A 13,913-nucleotide genomic window follows, 5' to 3' on the forward strand; every position below is an offset into this window, starting at 1 on the left:
TGAATATTTTTTTCTCGTAGCCATTTTTCTCTCCAGTTAAGTAATTATCTCTTAACTGGTGTGTCCAGATCCATTAGACCACGTCAGCATATTTCGCTGGCCTTCCTTGGCGAAAAACGCTGCCGCCTTTTTTAAGATTTCTCGCTCTTCTTCCAGCTCCGCTACACGCGCTTTCAATCGCTTTAATTCTAAGTCTTTTTCATTTAATTGAGATTGATTTGGGAATACTTTCTCTTGTTTGAGAAGGTATTGTTTGCGCCAGTTATATAGGTTATTTTCTGCTACAACAAGCTCTCTGGCTACTTGTCTTAAGGGCTTATTACTTGATTCCAGTAGTTCAATAGCTTTAATTTTGAACTCTTTTGTATAAACTTGTCTTACCATGATTACTCCTTGTTGATGAGATTATATCTCTTAAACAAGGTGTCCGGCTATTCGAGAGAAGATCACTTTCACTCTTAGTGATCATAACATTCACTCAGAAGTACAAGCATATTAAAAATAAATCAGGGGCTTCTAAAATATCAATATGATGTGGGAAGTTATTTAGAAGTCCTTAAAAATAAGTTCATAAAATAATTTAAATTTTTTAATATTATTTGTATATCGTATTAGATATCACATGGAAAATAAAAAGAACTTATTGGCCTTCGCATAATTAATTCTGCAACAGTTAATAAATAAAAATCTCTCAAATACATCAATAAATATAAGAAAAGTAAGGTAATTGAGTTTCTTGTTCTTTTCTGATGATGTTTTCTTTGAGATTTGTTGATTTCTAGATCAATAAGGAAGAAAGGATAATTTCTCTTTATAAGGAAATTCTTATGAGCAATACAAATCATGCAATCATTGAACGCATTGGCAATGAAAAAAAATAAATGTCAATTTTCTAAATAAAAACCAAGACGTCGATGAAAAAAGCAAATATATGTATACTGCACTGGAAGAAGAGGAGTATGATGTAATCCGCTCAAGGTGTTGCCCTGTTAGCTACAGGGCCAATAGACTACGCTTTTTCTACTTTGATATCACGAGTACTTTTTTTAGCCTCTTCTTTTTTCGGCAACTCAATGCAAAGTGTTCCTTTTTTAAAAGTTGCCTTAGCCTTATCAACATCTATTGTTGAAGGCAATGAAATAGAACGCTCATACTTCCCATAGCTAATTTCTCGAGAAAGATATTTTTTGTCTTCATTCTTTTTAGAAGTCGACTTTTCACCAGAAATGGTCAATATATTATCCGCTAAAGAAACCTTGATATCTTTTTCATCCATACCGGGCATCTCAAGCTCAATACTGTAATGATCTTTATCTTCCACAACATCCATTGATGGGGCAAGATTTAGATTATCAAATTCCCAATTGAATCGAGAGGGCGAAAAAAAATCATTAAAATCATGAAATACACGATCTATTTCATTTTGAAGTCTTAAGAACGGATTATGTGTATGCTCAATGGCAATCGGGGTTTCTTTTTTCCATTTTATTAATTTACTCATCGTTTCACTCCTTAAATTGATACGTTTGTCATTTCTGACTGATTATAAAGTTGGACTCACAACCTCATTTTGTCAAGTCAATTACATTACAAAACAATCATCTGCAAAATCGATATGTGGCGTTACAACGCTTAAAATCTCAATCCCTTAGAGTATTGAAGATGTCGAAAGTGATTTTTTAAATGTCACAATTAAATTTGAATCTTTCACTTTTGAGCTCATAGAATTGGGATCATAGCCCTGTGGTAATTGGAATGTTTGACTGTAATTACTCTGAGAATAGCTTACACTTTTACTATTATCCTGTTCACGAGTGATTTTTTGCGTTATATTTGAACTAACCACTAATTGTCCCTCTTTAACAGAAACATCAACTTTACTATCCCCACCTTTAGGTAATTTTATTTTATAAACAAGCTCATTTTTACTTTCTTTAATTTCAACATTATTTGTATTACCAAAGAGCATTTGATTGGGTTGTTTTAGAAGGTTAGTGTGCATTTGTGAGAATTGACTCTTCATAAACTGGTCCATAGCCTGTTGCATTTTTTCCATTTGCTTCAAAACATCATAAGGTGATTGAAAAAAGGGATCGTTATCAAATGGATCTAAGGCTAATAAATCTTTACTCTTTTGTACTTGATTATTTTGTTTCGCTTCAAGTGCTATGGCTCCTGCTGACATCATAGTGATAAGAGGAACAGAGATTAAAATAGGAAGTAGTTTCTTTTTCATCTAAATCTCCTTTCAAGATTGGCTTATCAAAAACTCTAGTCACCGTTTTACACAAAGTTTCATAGCTCTAATTTTATTACTTAATAGCCAATATCGGGGCAAATTACGCAGTTTTCAAGGCGCTTCGCTCAGAGCCAAATGCGTTGGCAGGGGTAAAGAAGCATTGGAGTTCTAATCATCATAAGACCGTAAATTATTATTCATCTCTCAGCGCAATAAAATCCTTCTTTAGAATTCATTACAAAATGACATTATAAAACTGTTCATACAAAGGATGCTTTTTAATTGCTTCATTGAACTCATCAGGATCAATAAACCCACATAATCCGATGTTTACGAGCCGTCTTATTTTTTCATGACAACATTAGCTTGTGACTTGCAAACGCCCTATAGAATCATAACCAGTCCAGGTATAAGATGCAAAGTCATCACCAAAGTCTATTTTACATATGGAGCAGCGCCCTTGATTTTTTGCATGGAGTTTATCGATTTGCTTTTGTGGTTTCTTTTGAGTCTTCATTATAGAGCGATTAAGGATAGATAGATGAATGATTATATCAGGATAATTTATTAAGAGGTTGGCCTTTGTAAATGCTTTATGCTGTAAGTAAAAAAGAGTTGGACTGCGAACAAAAGAGAAGCCTGAAGGACTTGTTGCTCAAAGATAACTCCTGGTATCACTATTTCCAGAAGTATAAAGACACGCTACGCCATGAGGTTTTGGAAACAATCTCGAACATTTTAAGTTGCGGGAGCACCTTGCGAGGATTTTCCTGTTATGACTGCCCCAACCCTAAATGCACTCATAGCAAAAAAGTTGCGTTTACCTGCCATAATCGGTTTTGCTCGAAGTGTGGGAAGAAAGCCACCGAGAATTGGATAAGCAAACAAATTCATCTGTTACCCAGTTGTGACTGGCAGCATATTACGTTTACGATGCCACGGGAATTATGGAGGTTTTTCAAAGAAAACTGGATTTTGTTAGGTTGGCTGCTGCCAGTAGCAGCTTCTATTTTGCTGCGGTTAGCGAGTCATAAAGGAGTCTTACCCGGAATGTTTGCAGCGCTTCATAGCTTTGGCTGAGATTTAAAGTTCAATCCGCACGTGCATATCTCGACTACCCAAGGAGGGATAAATGATAAAGAGACACGTTTTGTCACGTTCTACTTCAAAAAGAAAGTGATTATGGAGATGTGGCGTTATCGTGTGATACAGATGTTGAAAAAAGCCTATAGAGAAGGAGTTCTTGTTCTTCCTGAAGTATTAAATGCCCTATGCCCGACACAGGGTCATTTTAGCGCTTGGCTCAATCGTAGACTCAACAAACCGTGGATAGTTCATGTGGCCAAACCACAAAAAAACCCACAGGCGTCAATTAATTATCTTGGGCGTTATATTCGTAGGCCACCGATTGGCCACAGCAGGTTACGGCATTACAATGGCCAAAATGTAACCTTTAACTTCCTGAATCATAAGACGAATCAACACGAAGATTTTCACTGCTCTACGGAGGAGTTTATCCGTAGACTGGTACAACATATCCCTAAAAAGCATTTCAGGATGTTGCGCTATTATGGATTTCTTGTAAATAGAGTACGGAGAGAGAAATTACCATTAGTTCGTGCTTTATTGGGGTAAGAACCTGAGCCCAAAACCTACAATCTCAAATACCCATAGTTGATGCAAAAGACCTTTGGGATTAATCCTAAGGAATGCATTCTATGTCATAGCGAAATGGAACTTGCTTATCGCAAAATTGGTGCTAACGCTGCGTTTTTTATGAAAATCACGAGAAACTGGCACAAAGAAAAAGGCTGGTTGCATAGGCGTTCCCAGGATAGATCTATCTAAAATTTGGAATTATTTTATAACTTTAAGCGTATTGACTTAATTTAATCCGACATAGTGTGTCTCGAAATAGCATCCAGTGTCACCTTAGCACCTTGGTTGTTTATATTTTACCAACACTCCTGTCCCGATTTAACATTGAGATTCCTAAGTATGAACAACAATTTGATTTTGTCTTATTCAATACAGTATTGTGTTTTTTGAATTTACCTTTAGTAGCACTTCTTGAAGCAAAACGGGTTTTAAAGCCCAATGGTAAGCTTATTATTGGTATGATTGATAAACATTCGATGATTGGACAGCAATATGAGGCCACCAAGCAAGATAATCTGTTTTATCGATACGCTCATTTTTATTCGGTACAGGAGGTCTTTGAATTGCTTCATGAAATTAATTTTAAAGAAGAAGCAATTTATCAAACTTTATTCTCTCCTGTTGATACTATATTAACGCCAGAGGAGAGTAAACCAGGCTATGGGGAAGGAGGGTTTGTTGTTCTTTCTGCTTATGTTAAACCCAATCGATTTTCCTATTTAGATTTTATTTGATAGACGTTCTAGTTAAATCAAGTAAGCCGATAATTGAGCAAACTATTTAAAATTTAATTACTCTGTATATTAAGATTGATTTTCTTAACAGTTACACTAGGAAAACTCTAATTTGCAGTGGCGTTGAGATAAATTACCTATTTTTTAAATTGCCTGATTGCTTGATGAGTTCTCCCGACTTGCTATCAATTTTTCTTGGATTCAAGATGTGCTTTATGAGTTTCACCCAGAATTTCAAATGTTTCTTTTATTACATACAGAGCACCTTTCTATCTGCTCCGATAGCAGCTTGATAGCATTCGCAACCCATGTCATTTCCTTTTAAGTGGTTGCTTAGAATCCTTATCAGTCTCTCTGGTATTGGTGCAAGGTTATTTTATGAGTTCATGACAGAATAACGGCGTAACATTAAAGGTTTGGAGTAGATTAAGTTTTAATCAAAGGCATAAAACTTGTCGTAACCCATCATCCAAGGCATTTAAATCTTTATCTGAAAGGTTTCCTGCCACTTTTTTTAAACGACTTTTATCAATCGTTCTTATTTGATCACAAACTGCGGTAACTTGTTTGCCAAGACAAGAAACAGTGATGGTAATTGGTGGTCTGGCTGTAGCAGAGCTTGAAAGAGGAACGACGACAACAGTGCGTCTTGCTTGATTAATCGGTGTTGCTCCAACTAAAACGCAAGGTCTGAGTTTGTTGATTTCAGAGCCTGTAGTAGGGTCGAGGTTTACCCAATATACATCACCACGATTCATCAGTTAATCCATCTTGAACCGTTATATCCCAATCGTTCATTTCATTTTGTAAACCATGATCATTTTCAACAGCTAAAGCGCATTCATAGAGCGCTTTTTCACGTCGTTCAATTTCTTTTTCAATAAGATGAGCAATCACCTTGCTGCGTTGTCGCTGAGGTATTGCTGCTCTCATTCTAGAAGCGATTTGATCGGGTATTGATATTAAAACTTTATTCATCATTATCTCCATCTATATATAATATAATATATCCTATATCTAAAGACAAATTATTCTGATTGTGGAAAATAATTATTCTCTTTTTTTATAATTGGAAGGTGGTACTCGTTAAAAAATAAGCAGCATTTGCTGAGAGTCCTGAGATTGGGATTGAATGGTTGAGTTTTGATTCAGCAATGATCGAACTTGCTTTTTCCGAGGTCTCTTTTTCATAGGTGCTGGATCCTCCATAAAGCAGGCCCATGGTAGTATTTGTTGGTATAGAACATCATGGGTTTGATAAGAGATCAGATAATAACCGCGTTGGTTTCGTTCTTTCACCATGACGCAAAAGTGCTTCAAGGCATCAGAAAAACTTGCAAAGGCAATAATATGGCTTTGCCCAAATCTGGACTTGATACGTCCATTGGATGCGCAGAGTGTCCAGTCACCCAATAAATCCTGTTCCAGGCGAATGACGTAATAGCGCGTTGCCTTTTCAAAACGGACGGCATGATAACATTCCTTGGGTTTAAAATTAAGGTAATGAACCCATGGCAGGGTGGTGAACCAGGGGAATCATCACCAAGATTTACCGGTTGCAGGTTCCGTGATACTCATTTCTGTAAATCCATTGCGACAGCCGGCAATCGATTCGGCTTCATGCATTAAGTCATAGATAGTTTCATCCAGATCCTTATCACTGGTATAGGGAATTTTAAGACTGTATTCCCATCCATCCTTGTCTTTTTTCACCATATCAAAGGCTGAAAAGCAGTATTGCTCGATTTGCCGCCTGGATTCATTTTTTCCACGCACAAACTTATTGTTGTTTTCTACGCGCAGCCAAACTTCAACCACGGCAATTTTTTGAGTTCCCTGGCTGCCTGGAATTGATTTTTCTGGATTATCCTGTCGTTGGGTTTTAAGAATACGATAAACACTGGCAATACCCATATTAAGTTTTTTAGCAATAGCGGTGCGTGTGTATCCCTGATTGATTAACTCCATGACCTCATTAGTTTTTGAGCGTGCTGTGGGTTTTCTCCCTTTGTATTTGCCTTCGCGTTTTGCGCGCTCAATACCTTCCAGTTGCCGCTCACGGCGAAGGTTGGTTTCAAACTCAGCAAAGACACCCAGCATATCCAAAAAGAATTTACCTGAGGCATTAGAGGTATCCACAGGTTGCTCCAATGCTTTTAGGTGGATCTCTTTCTCTTTTAAATAATGCAGTAAAGTCTGTAAATCCAGAATACTGCGGGTTAAGCGGTCAATTCGTGTAACTACCAAGGTATCGCCTTCACGAATATACTCCATGCATTCATCCAGTGCGGTTCGGTTTTTTTTTGAAGTACCACTTTTTTTCTCGGAAAAGATCTTTTTACATCCAGCGCATTTTAAAGCATCAAGTTGAATGTCCAAATTTTGGTCAATTGTAGATACGCGGGCATAACCAACAAGCGCCATGAATTTTCCTATCAATAATATTTAAAATTAGTGATAGTACATTATCATAAATAAAAATCAGATTCTATTGATATGAAAAACAAGGGATTTAAAGGCAAGGCAAAATTTATCACAAGGGTGTACTTTATTGATAGCCCATATAAAATAGAAAAATTGAAAATGTAATGCATTTGTTATACAATTAAAATATCAGTATTTTGGGAGTTACTAAGATGAATAAGGCGGCAACAATTAATGCTCGTATTGAGCCTGCTCTTAAAATGCAGGCAGAAGCGATTTTGCATAAGGTAGGCTTATCTACAGCCGAGGCGATTCGACTGTTCTATAGCCAGGTCTGTCTCCAAAATGGCCTGCCTTTTGAGGTAAAAATACCGAACAAAGAGACAAGAGAGGCCATGGCAGAGCTGGAATCAGGAAAAGGCGAGCGATTTAAAACAATGAAGGATGTATGGGATTCTGTAGATAATGCTTGAATTAGAGTTGGCGACACAGTTTAAGCGTGATTTGAAAAAGATTACGAAGCAAGGGAAAAGAAGGACGCTCTTAGACTCTATTGTAGAGCAATTGCAAAAGGAAGAACCCCTGGATCCAAAGCATAAGGATCACAGTCTTTCCGTAAATTGGGATGGTTATCGTGAATGTCACATTACCCCCGATTGGTTATTAATTTATAAGACCATTAAAGATGATCGCATACAATTGCTGCGATTATCACGAACAGGATCACATAGTGATTTGTTTGGGTGAGTTCTAAAGGTGTTACTCTCTGTCGCAATACCGATCTCTATGGAATACGAATTAATCGAGATGATCTTTATTTTGAGATAAGCCGATACTTGTTCAACCAATTCAAAGGTTAGTAAAATAATCCCAACAAGTATTCTATCGAAATGCTGATTTTTATCTTTTTACCTAGTATGTAGTGCTCAGGTTTTTTTTGTTTTAAAAGCAGTTGTATAGTTGGCGATAATATCATTAGCCTCTAACTTGTATTGTGCCAGATGTTGTTTGACAGCTTGACTGTCTTCAAACTTATTTTCAGTGGCTATAGATCGTATAAATTTACGGGCGTTATTAACTAGCTTTTCTAATAAGCTCTTATTTATTATTTTTATATTGTTACTTGGAGGACACGCATACTCAAAACAAGTAGATAAATGAATCATAATAGGTACACATTTAGCACCATTGCCATAATTATTATTAAACCAAATTTCAGAACCATTCAGCTGATTACAATCGTGTTTGCAAATAAAATCGGTGGTTGCACCATTTTTACATTCAATAACTAAAAATTTTAAATCATCCAACAGCCAGAGATTATCTGGTCCTTTTCCATAATCATTTTCGGGGCGTTGGCCTATAAAGCCAAGAAGGTATGCTAACTCGTTAAAAGCATCCTCAAATATATTTGCAGTACCTTCACTAAATATAAGTTTTGAAAATACTCCCTCTGTATAGATAATAAGTTTGTTTCCATCTTTAAATTTGTCTTTTAAATAGGTAGAACATCGTATTGCTTGTGATCCTGTATGGGTTTTTAATGGTTTATAACTGATGCCTTCGATTGGTTTAAGAACTCTCAAATTATCAGAAATAGCGGATAGTTGGGTTTTTTGCGATTCCACCTTATCGTACTTGTTTATATACTCCGACATGTATTGTTTTAATACGCCTTTTAATAAAAGATCATCGGTTGAGTTATTGATTTCATGTAAAATTCTGTTTGCTGCTTCTTGTGGTTTCCCTGAGCGATCTAAATCGTAAGCTTCTCTTAAAGCGATTTTTATTGAGTCAGATGTATTTTTATTGGAGTAATTTAGGTTAGCCATAATACCTCTACTTAACTCAACCCATTGCGGGTCTCTTTTTAGACAGTAGTTTATTACGGATCTAATTTCCTCAACTCCTTTATCTTTTATTTGATCTGCTACCCTTTCTGACAATTCTAGTTGAGCCTTTGTCGCCGGTGAAAATAGTTCTAAAGTTTCGCCCGTATAAAGCTGAGAAGTAAGATCTTTTCCCATAAGAAAAATGACGCAATAATCATCATTAGATCTAACACCTCTCCCCATCCCCTGTTCTACTTTATGAACGATTTGATTTACTTTGTTCGAACTACCCGCAAGCTCGCTCTGGCGAATTTTATCAATATTATTTCGAGCGGCTGGTAATCCATCTATAACTAACAATCGACAAGCATTTTCGGGCAAATCAATCCCATCATATTTGTTAACTAAAATTGTTAAGCCAATATGAGTTGTTTTAAGTTGTTCAACTCCTTGAAGGATAGTGTCTTTTTTTAAAATGAGATCAGCTGCATCCTCCCAAAACTCCAATCGTTTGTTAGATGGGACAATAACTACCACGTTATATTCTTTGGATAATTTCAAACATAATTCTTTAACATCACTATCAAACATATTTGTGTTGAGAGCTTGTGGTAATAGGATTAATCGATCACCTACATCTCCCGCTGAATCTGGAGTGATAGGGTTATTAAGATATTGAGAGCTAACACCAAAATGGGTCGTTAAGACGCTATCGTCTGATAATGTCGCGGTCATAAATATTTTTCTTGATGCATTACTAATAGAAGGAATCACATCAATTGGAATACAATTACTAGTAATTTCAATGGAATGCTTACTAATAACGCAACTGCATCGCTCTAAATTTTCTTTTATTAATGGCCATTTAAATTTTATGTCTTCATGATTTTTGTTTTCAATTAAAACCTGCATTACCTTACTTAGATTTTCTTGCCAGTTCCAATATGGGATCAGAATGTAAGCAAAGGGGTCTCCCGCTTCAATCTCCAAATATTTTGCTTCCGACTGCCTTTTCATTGCTTCTTCAAAAAGACTAAATAATTTTTTATATGCTGGGTTAGATGATGACACGTTCAAAGTGAATTGTTCTTCGACTGTGTTTACGCACGCATGAGCATCATCAATAAGGAGTGTCTTAATGGGTATTTTTGCTCCCTCATCGCCAACACCAAATACTGATTTCCCGTTAATTAATTTATATATATTAGTTACTAGAATTGCTTTTCCTTTTAAAAAACTCTCATTTTCAGGGTTATCAACGGCATTTAATCCAAGATCTTTGGCTTCGGATAACACTTGTTCTACTAAAAAATTATCTGGAACTATATAAACTACAGGCCCTTTCTTCTCATTCAAGCAACTTTTTAAAATTAAAAGGCCAACCACTGTTTTACCGCCACCAGTATTCATTTTTATAACCAGGTTGCGTTCTTCTTTGCGGTCAAACCATTTGCTCCATACTTGAGATTGCACATCGCGGGGGTAATGGAATTTGTTTGGTTTTTTATTTGGTAAGGCGCTAAAAATTTCTCTTGGCTTTAAGACTGTATCAACAGTTTGTCCTGTACTCAGTTTGGAAAAATCTAATGCCATTTTATATCCTTTAAAAAGTACTGTTATTTGATGTTGGCCAAATGTTTATTAGGCTTGTAATTGCAATTTTAAGTGCATGTTGAGCGCATCAGCGACCTTTACCAACGTTTCTAATGAGGGAATAAAGGAGCTATTGCCGCTTTCAAGACGAGAAATAACCGATTGCTTGGTTCCAATTTTATTGGCCAACTCGGATTGAGTCATATGCCGCTTTTTACGGGCATTCACAATCATGACGGCAATGTTATTAATGATTTGCTCACGCTCATAGTGCTTGGCAAATTCTTCGTCCTTATTGATTTTGTCGTCAATAAACTCATTTAAGGTAAGTGCTTTCATGGTCGTATACCTCCATCATTCGTTTTTCAGCCAGTTCAATTTCTTGCTTTGGCGCTTTTTGTGACTGCTTTTTGTAAGCATGTAAAAGAACAATGATTTCCTTTTGAATACACACATAAAAAAAACGATAACCACTGCGTGATGTTTTAATCTTAATTTCCCAAAGCGAGCCTTTTATTTGCCTGAATTGTACCCTTGGGCTATCAAAACCAAGCTCTTCAACATTCTTTAAACAACCGGCAAGTCGCGCGATTTCATCGGATGGCAAATCATTTAGGAATTCCGCCACAGGGTTTTTGCCTGATTGTTTTTGGTAAAATTTTATTCTCATAGTAATTTATAGCATAAATGTGATATTTTGGAAAGTCTTTAACTAAAGTCTGTCATGGAATTTAGTTTGCTGCTTAACATTTCGGAGTTATTCAAAGACCCTAATTTATCGAGTAATTCCTTGATTGGCCTATTATTTTTTAGTGAAGGAGTCGCCCACAAAAACAAGATATCGTTATCAGATAATATTTTTTGCACAATATCTGGTTTTTCTTCCAGTAAAATCTCTATGGCACAAGATACTAACCATTTGGAGGTTGATAAATCACCTTTTGCGATTTCTTCAATGGTTTTCGGAGAAATACTTTTATCTTTATTAAAAAGGACTATGGATTTTTGGTGCAGTTTTTCTGATTTATTATGAATGGACAATAATTCAGAGAATACCGCTTGTATTTTTAAGGAAACATCCGATTTTACATTTTCAGATAGTCCGAGTTGATTAAGGAGCATCAGGGCTTGCTGCTTTTTGTCATCAGGAAGGCTTGCTGTCTTGATTTTAAGCTGCCCAATGGCTGCACTAATCATGGCATCATAAACATTTAAGTTGATGTCTTCCTCAGAGCATAGCTTGCTTATTTCATCTATAGTACCTATAAAACTGTTGGGTAATTTGATTCTAAAATCTTTTTGTTCGGACAGAGCCTTTGTAGAAAAGTAATGCTCAATAGCCGACATATTGTTCATATAATGCTTTAATTCAATGGTTTCTTCTGGGCTTAATTTATTCCAGGCATCAAATTCATCACAGTTATTGGCTTGAAATGAACCATAGGTTGTTTTTTTATCTGCTGATTGCACATGAACTCTAGGGGGTTTATTCATGTTTGCCTTAACGGCAAATGATAATTTTTTCATTAAATCACCTCAAATGATTTCTAGCCCCCAGCGATTGGAGGCTGGATAAGGTTTAATATTTATAGTTTGGTATTCTTTCGATTATATTATCAATGAACTCAACGAGTTGATCGCAATAAACCCCTTCTATCGCCTCATATGCAGAAACAGGATGCTTAAGCATCTCTGGAACTGTTTTATTTGAATAAAAAGTAATGTTATACAAATCATGTGCCTCATCCAATGTGATGCATACAAACCCATTGAGGCGGTGTGCATGAACTCGTATTGCAAGCATTGTATTGGATACTTTATACCATTTGGACACACCCCACGACCAGACGATCGCTTTATTTGTGTGCAGTAATTGGCGTTGGATAATTTCTGGAATAGTCATGCTGTTCTCCTATGTTTTTACTATTGGTCACTAAGACAAGAACAGTATAACAAGTGCATCTTAAAATATCAACATTTGTAATAAATAAAGTTTATAAAGAAAATTTATAAATAATTTTGACCTTGGGTCGGTTTTTTGCGATACTGTATTTGTTCCTTGAGAACAATAGTAAAAACATAGGAGAACAACATGTTACCAGTATTATCAAAAGATAAATTATTCAAATTAGCGCCATCCATATTCACACAAGCCAGCTCTTATAAAACGAGTACCAAGTACTCGCCCATTTCAACCGAGCAAATCATTGATAAATTAATGTCAGAAGGTTTTTTCCCCACTTGGGCAACCCAGACCAAAAGCCAGAACCAAGAAGCGAAAGTATTTGCAAAACACATGCTCCGTTTTCAACGCCATGATGTCCTGCAAAATAATCAGGGGCTTTATCCCGAATTGGTTCTTATTAACTCTCATGATGGTTTGTCTTCTTATCGCTTAATGGCGGGTCTTTTTCGGGTTGTGTGCAGTAATGGAATGATCGCTGGACAAGCGTATAACGAAATTAGAATTAAACATCAGGGGGATGTTCTTGGGAATGTCATTGAAGGCACCTACAAAGTGATTGAGACAGCAAATAACATGCTTGATGTATCCGATGATATGGCTTCCATTCACTTGAATGACGATGAAAAAATGATTTTTGCAGAAGCTGCTCACTCACTAAAATTCTCTGATACAGAGGGGGGTATTATCGTTAATCCTAAGAGTTTATTGCAACCAAGGCGTTATGTAGATCAAAAAGATAATGATTTGTTTACCGTGTTTAATGTCCTGCAAGAAAACTTAATTAAAGGTGGGATCCGTGGCCATCGTTTAAATAAATACGGTTACACCACTCGAACCAAAACCAGAGAAGTAAAAGCCATTGATCAAAATGTGAAATTAAATCGTGCGTTATGGACTCTTACTGAAAAAATGATGGAAATAAAAAGATAAGCAGGCATTGATGAGCAAAGGAGTATTCCTTTGTTCATCATTCTACGGATGACAAGCAAATCAATCAATTTTAAAGGACAATTATGAAATTAAGATTATATCATGGACGCAATACCCCAGAACAAGAAATGGATGATTGGGGATTTGAAGGCGCAACCCTTAATGATGTTGATGTGATTATATGGACTTATGGAGTACCAAGGATCTTTTTTGTTACTGAGAGCGCATTGAAGGAGGCCATGGATTTAACGGGGTGGGATGAATTAGGGAATGGTTTAGAAATGTGCGTTTATGAGGATTTAATCAAAACCAAAGAGGGATACTTTGGAGATTGGGAATTACTTTGAATTGCAAGAGGTGTTTTTTGCTAGTCTTTATGCCTCATCTTGTTAGTTTTATACCTTGAATATGCTTTGATAATTAATAGAATGTTGATTGATAAGATCACCAAATAATAAAAAATTTGGTGATCTAAAATAAGAACATCCAATTTGTTAATGATTACAGTTAAAGAGCTCTTTATGTAAGAAAAAATA

19 protein-coding genes and 1 pseudogene are annotated in these 13,913 nt (G+C 36.1%); 7 read left to right on the forward strand and 13 right to left on the reverse strand.

Features of this window, described 5'->3' with window-relative positions; genetic code table 11:
- Positions 1-51: 51 nt before the first annotated feature.
- The 4 genes from Lpar_RS00070 to Lpar_RS18685 form a co-directional block, all read right to left on the reverse strand.
- A complete protein-coding gene (locus tag Lpar_RS00070) occupies positions 52-384 on the reverse strand; it encodes a transposase (RefSeq protein WP_058516118.1) in 333 nt (110 codons plus the stop codon).
- A gap of 625 nt (positions 385-1,009) precedes the next feature.
- Positions 1,010-1,501 carry an Hsp20/alpha crystallin family protein gene (locus Lpar_RS00075; RefSeq protein ID WP_014845113.1) on the reverse strand — a complete coding sequence of 164 codons (492 nt, stop codon included), beginning with the start codon at positions 1,499-1,501 and terminating at the stop codon, positions 1,010-1,012.
- A 147-nt stretch (positions 1,502-1,648) separates the two neighbouring features.
- Positions 1,649-2,236: an Hsp20/alpha crystallin family protein gene (locus Lpar_RS00080; protein ID WP_014845114.1), complete on the reverse strand. Its 588-nt coding sequence runs from the start codon at positions 2,234-2,236 to the stop codon at positions 1,649-1,651.
- 364 nt (positions 2,237-2,600) lie between these two features.
- On the reverse strand, positions 2,601-2,756 hold the full coding sequence (locus tag Lpar_RS18685) for a hypothetical protein (protein WP_154080667.1): 156 nt from the start codon (positions 2,754-2,756) through the stop codon (positions 2,601-2,603).
- 71 nt (positions 2,757-2,827) lie between these two features.
- On the opposite strand from Lpar_RS18685, the gene Lpar_RS18330 reads away from it, so the two are divergent.
- The 3 genes and pseudogenes from Lpar_RS18330 to Lpar_RS00090 all read left to right on the forward strand — a co-directional run bounded on the left by Lpar_RS18330 (position 2,828) and on the right by Lpar_RS00090 (position 4,632).
- Positions 2,828-3,319 (forward strand): IS91 family transposase, encoded by a 492-nt coding sequence (locus tag Lpar_RS18330; protein ID WP_051009158.1) that lies wholly within the window; start codon positions 2,828-2,830, stop codon positions 3,317-3,319.
- A 12-nt stretch (positions 3,320-3,331) separates the two neighbouring features.
- Positions 3,332-3,874, forward strand: a pseudogene (locus tag Lpar_RS00085) (IS91 family transposase); the annotation flags it as partial.
- Positions 3,875-4,143: 269 nt separating this feature from the next.
- Positions 4,144-4,632, forward strand: a complete 489-nt coding sequence (locus Lpar_RS00090; RefSeq protein WP_014845116.1) for a class I SAM-dependent methyltransferase — start codon at positions 4,144-4,146, stop codon at positions 4,630-4,632.
- A 437-nt stretch (positions 4,633-5,069) separates the two neighbouring features.
- Here Lpar_RS00090 and Lpar_RS00095 read toward each other — a convergent pair whose 3' ends face one another.
- The 4 genes from Lpar_RS00095 to Lpar_RS00110 form a co-directional block, all read right to left on the reverse strand.
- Positions 5,070-5,390 carry a type II toxin-antitoxin system PemK/MazF family toxin gene (locus tag Lpar_RS00095; protein WP_014845117.1) on the reverse strand — a complete coding sequence of 107 codons (321 nt, stop codon included), beginning with the start codon at positions 5,388-5,390 and terminating at the stop codon, positions 5,070-5,072.
- Complete coding sequence (locus Lpar_RS00100; protein WP_223499713.1) at positions 5,377-5,613, reverse strand: hypothetical protein; 237 nt, start codon at positions 5,611-5,613, stop codon at positions 5,377-5,379. Before Lpar_RS00100 ends, Lpar_RS00095 begins: the two co-directional genes overlap by 14 nt.
- Positions 5,614-5,718: 105 nt before the next feature.
- A complete protein-coding gene (locus tag Lpar_RS00105; protein ID WP_223499742.1) occupies positions 5,719-6,150 on the reverse strand; it encodes a WGR domain-containing protein in 432 nt (143 codons plus the stop codon).
- A 21-nt stretch (positions 6,151-6,171) separates the two neighbouring features.
- The gene (locus Lpar_RS00110; RefSeq protein ID WP_014845120.1) at positions 6,172-7,056 is read right to left on the reverse strand and encodes a recombinase family protein; all 885 of its coding nucleotides are present in this window, start codon (positions 7,054-7,056) and stop codon (positions 6,172-6,174) included.
- 212 nt (positions 7,057-7,268) lie between these two features.
- Here Lpar_RS00110 and Lpar_RS00115 point away from each other — a divergent pair, with 212 nt between their 5' ends.
- Entirely contained in the window at positions 7,269-7,529 is a 261-nt protein-coding gene (locus Lpar_RS00115) for a type II toxin-antitoxin system RelB/DinJ family antitoxin (protein WP_014845121.1), read from the forward strand.
- A complete protein-coding gene (locus tag Lpar_RS00120; protein ID WP_014845122.1) occupies positions 7,522-7,803 on the forward strand; it encodes a type II toxin-antitoxin system RelE/ParE family toxin in 282 nt (93 codons plus the stop codon). Before Lpar_RS00115 ends, Lpar_RS00120 begins: the two co-directional genes overlap by 8 nt.
- A 179-nt stretch (positions 7,804-7,982) precedes the next feature.
- On the opposite strand, the gene Lpar_RS00125 is transcribed toward Lpar_RS00120, so the two are convergent.
- The 5 genes from Lpar_RS00125 to Lpar_RS00145 are packed head-to-tail and all read right to left on the reverse strand — an operon-like array spanning position 7,983 to position 12,384.
- Positions 7,983-10,481, reverse strand: coding sequence for a DEAD/DEAH box helicase family protein (locus tag Lpar_RS00125; protein WP_014845123.1), 2,499 nt, complete (start codon positions 10,479-10,481; stop codon positions 7,983-7,985).
- A gap of 48 nt (positions 10,482-10,529) precedes the next feature.
- A complete protein-coding gene (locus Lpar_RS00130; RefSeq protein ID WP_014845124.1) occupies positions 10,530-10,820 on the reverse strand; it encodes a helix-turn-helix domain-containing protein in 291 nt (96 codons plus the stop codon).
- On the reverse strand, positions 10,798-11,151 hold the full coding sequence (locus Lpar_RS00135; RefSeq protein WP_014845125.1) for a type II toxin-antitoxin system RelE/ParE family toxin: 354 nt from the start codon (positions 11,149-11,151) through the stop codon (positions 10,798-10,800). Before Lpar_RS00135 ends, Lpar_RS00130 begins: the two co-directional genes overlap by 23 nt.
- A gap of 38 nt (positions 11,152-11,189) precedes the next feature.
- On the reverse strand, positions 11,190-12,008 hold the full coding sequence (locus Lpar_RS00140) for a hypothetical protein (protein WP_014845126.1): 819 nt from the start codon (positions 12,006-12,008) through the stop codon (positions 11,190-11,192).
- A 52-nt stretch (positions 12,009-12,060) separates the two neighbouring features.
- A complete protein-coding gene (locus Lpar_RS00145; RefSeq protein WP_014845127.1) occupies positions 12,061-12,384 on the reverse strand; it encodes a hypothetical protein in 324 nt (107 codons plus the stop codon).
- Between the two features lie 189 nt (positions 12,385-12,573).
- On the opposite strand from Lpar_RS00145, the gene Lpar_RS00150 reads away from it, so the two are divergent.
- Together Lpar_RS00150 and Lpar_RS00155 are read left to right on the forward strand one after the other, a co-directional pair.
- Positions 12,574-13,377, forward strand: a complete 804-nt coding sequence (locus Lpar_RS00150) for a DUF932 domain-containing protein (protein ID WP_014845128.1) — start codon at positions 12,574-12,576, stop codon at positions 13,375-13,377.
- An 83-nt stretch (positions 13,378-13,460) separates the two neighbouring features.
- Positions 13,461-13,724: a hypothetical protein gene (locus Lpar_RS00155; protein WP_014845129.1), complete on the forward strand. Its 264-nt coding sequence runs from the start codon at positions 13,461-13,463 to the stop codon at positions 13,722-13,724.
- The last annotated feature ends 189 nt before the right edge of the window (positions 13,725-13,913 follow it).

Origin of the sequence: Legionella parisiensis (assembly GCF_001467945.1) — a bacterium.
GTDB lineage: Bacteria > Pseudomonadota > Gammaproteobacteria > Legionellales > Legionellaceae > Legionella > Legionella parisiensis.

Excerpts from the sequence above, each read along its gene's own strand:
- Lpar_RS00070 (WP_058516118.1), bottom strand. The coding sequence starts at position 384 with ATGGTAAGACAAGTTTATACAAAAGAGTTCAAAATTAAAGCTATTGAA.
- Lpar_RS00075 (WP_014845113.1), bottom strand. The coding sequence starts at position 1,501 with ATGAGTAAATTAATAAAATGGAAAAAAGAAACCCCGATTGCCATTGAG.
- Lpar_RS00080 (WP_014845114.1), bottom strand. The coding sequence starts at position 2,236 with ATGAAAAAGAAACTACTTCCTATTTTAATCTCTGTTCCTCTTATCACT.
- Lpar_RS18685 (WP_154080667.1), bottom strand. The coding sequence starts at position 2,756 with ATGAAGACTCAAAAGAAACCACAAAAGCAAATCGATAAACTCCATGCA.
- Lpar_RS18330 (WP_051009158.1), top strand. The coding sequence starts at position 2,828 with ATGCTTTATGCTGTAAGTAAAAAAGAGTTGGACTGCGAACAAAAGAGA.
- Lpar_RS00095 (WP_014845117.1), bottom strand. The coding sequence starts at position 5,390 with ATGAATCGTGGTGATGTATATTGGGTAAACCTCGACCCTACTACAGGC.
- Lpar_RS00100 (WP_223499713.1), bottom strand. The coding sequence starts at position 5,613 with ATGATGAATAAAGTTTTAATATCAATACCCGATCAAATCGCTTCTAGA.
- Lpar_RS00110 (WP_014845120.1), bottom strand. The coding sequence starts at position 7,056 with ATGGCGCTTGTTGGTTATGCCCGCGTATCTACAATTGACCAAAATTTG.
- Lpar_RS00115 (WP_014845121.1), top strand. The coding sequence starts at position 7,269 with ATGAATAAGGCGGCAACAATTAATGCTCGTATTGAGCCTGCTCTTAAA.
- Lpar_RS00120 (WP_014845122.1), top strand. The coding sequence starts at position 7,522 with ATGCTTGAATTAGAGTTGGCGACACAGTTTAAGCGTGATTTGAAAAAG.
- Lpar_RS00125 (WP_014845123.1), bottom strand. The coding sequence starts at position 10,481 with ATGGCATTAGATTTTTCCAAACTGAGTACAGGACAAACTGTTGATACA.
- Lpar_RS00130 (WP_014845124.1), bottom strand. The coding sequence starts at position 10,820 with ATGAAAGCACTTACCTTAAATGAGTTTATTGACGACAAAATCAATAAG.
- Lpar_RS00135 (WP_014845125.1), bottom strand. The coding sequence starts at position 11,151 with ATGAGAATAAAATTTTACCAAAAACAATCAGGCAAAAACCCTGTGGCG.
- Lpar_RS00140 (WP_014845126.1), bottom strand. The coding sequence starts at position 12,008 with ATGAAAAAATTATCATTTGCCGTTAAGGCAAACATGAATAAACCCCCT.
- Lpar_RS00145 (WP_014845127.1), bottom strand. The coding sequence starts at position 12,384 with ATGACTATTCCAGAAATTATCCAACGCCAATTACTGCACACAAATAAA.
- Lpar_RS00150 (WP_014845128.1), top strand. The coding sequence starts at position 12,574 with ATGTTACCAGTATTATCAAAAGATAAATTATTCAAATTAGCGCCATCC.
- Lpar_RS00155 (WP_014845129.1), top strand. The coding sequence starts at position 13,461 with ATGAAATTAAGATTATATCATGGACGCAATACCCCAGAACAAGAAATG.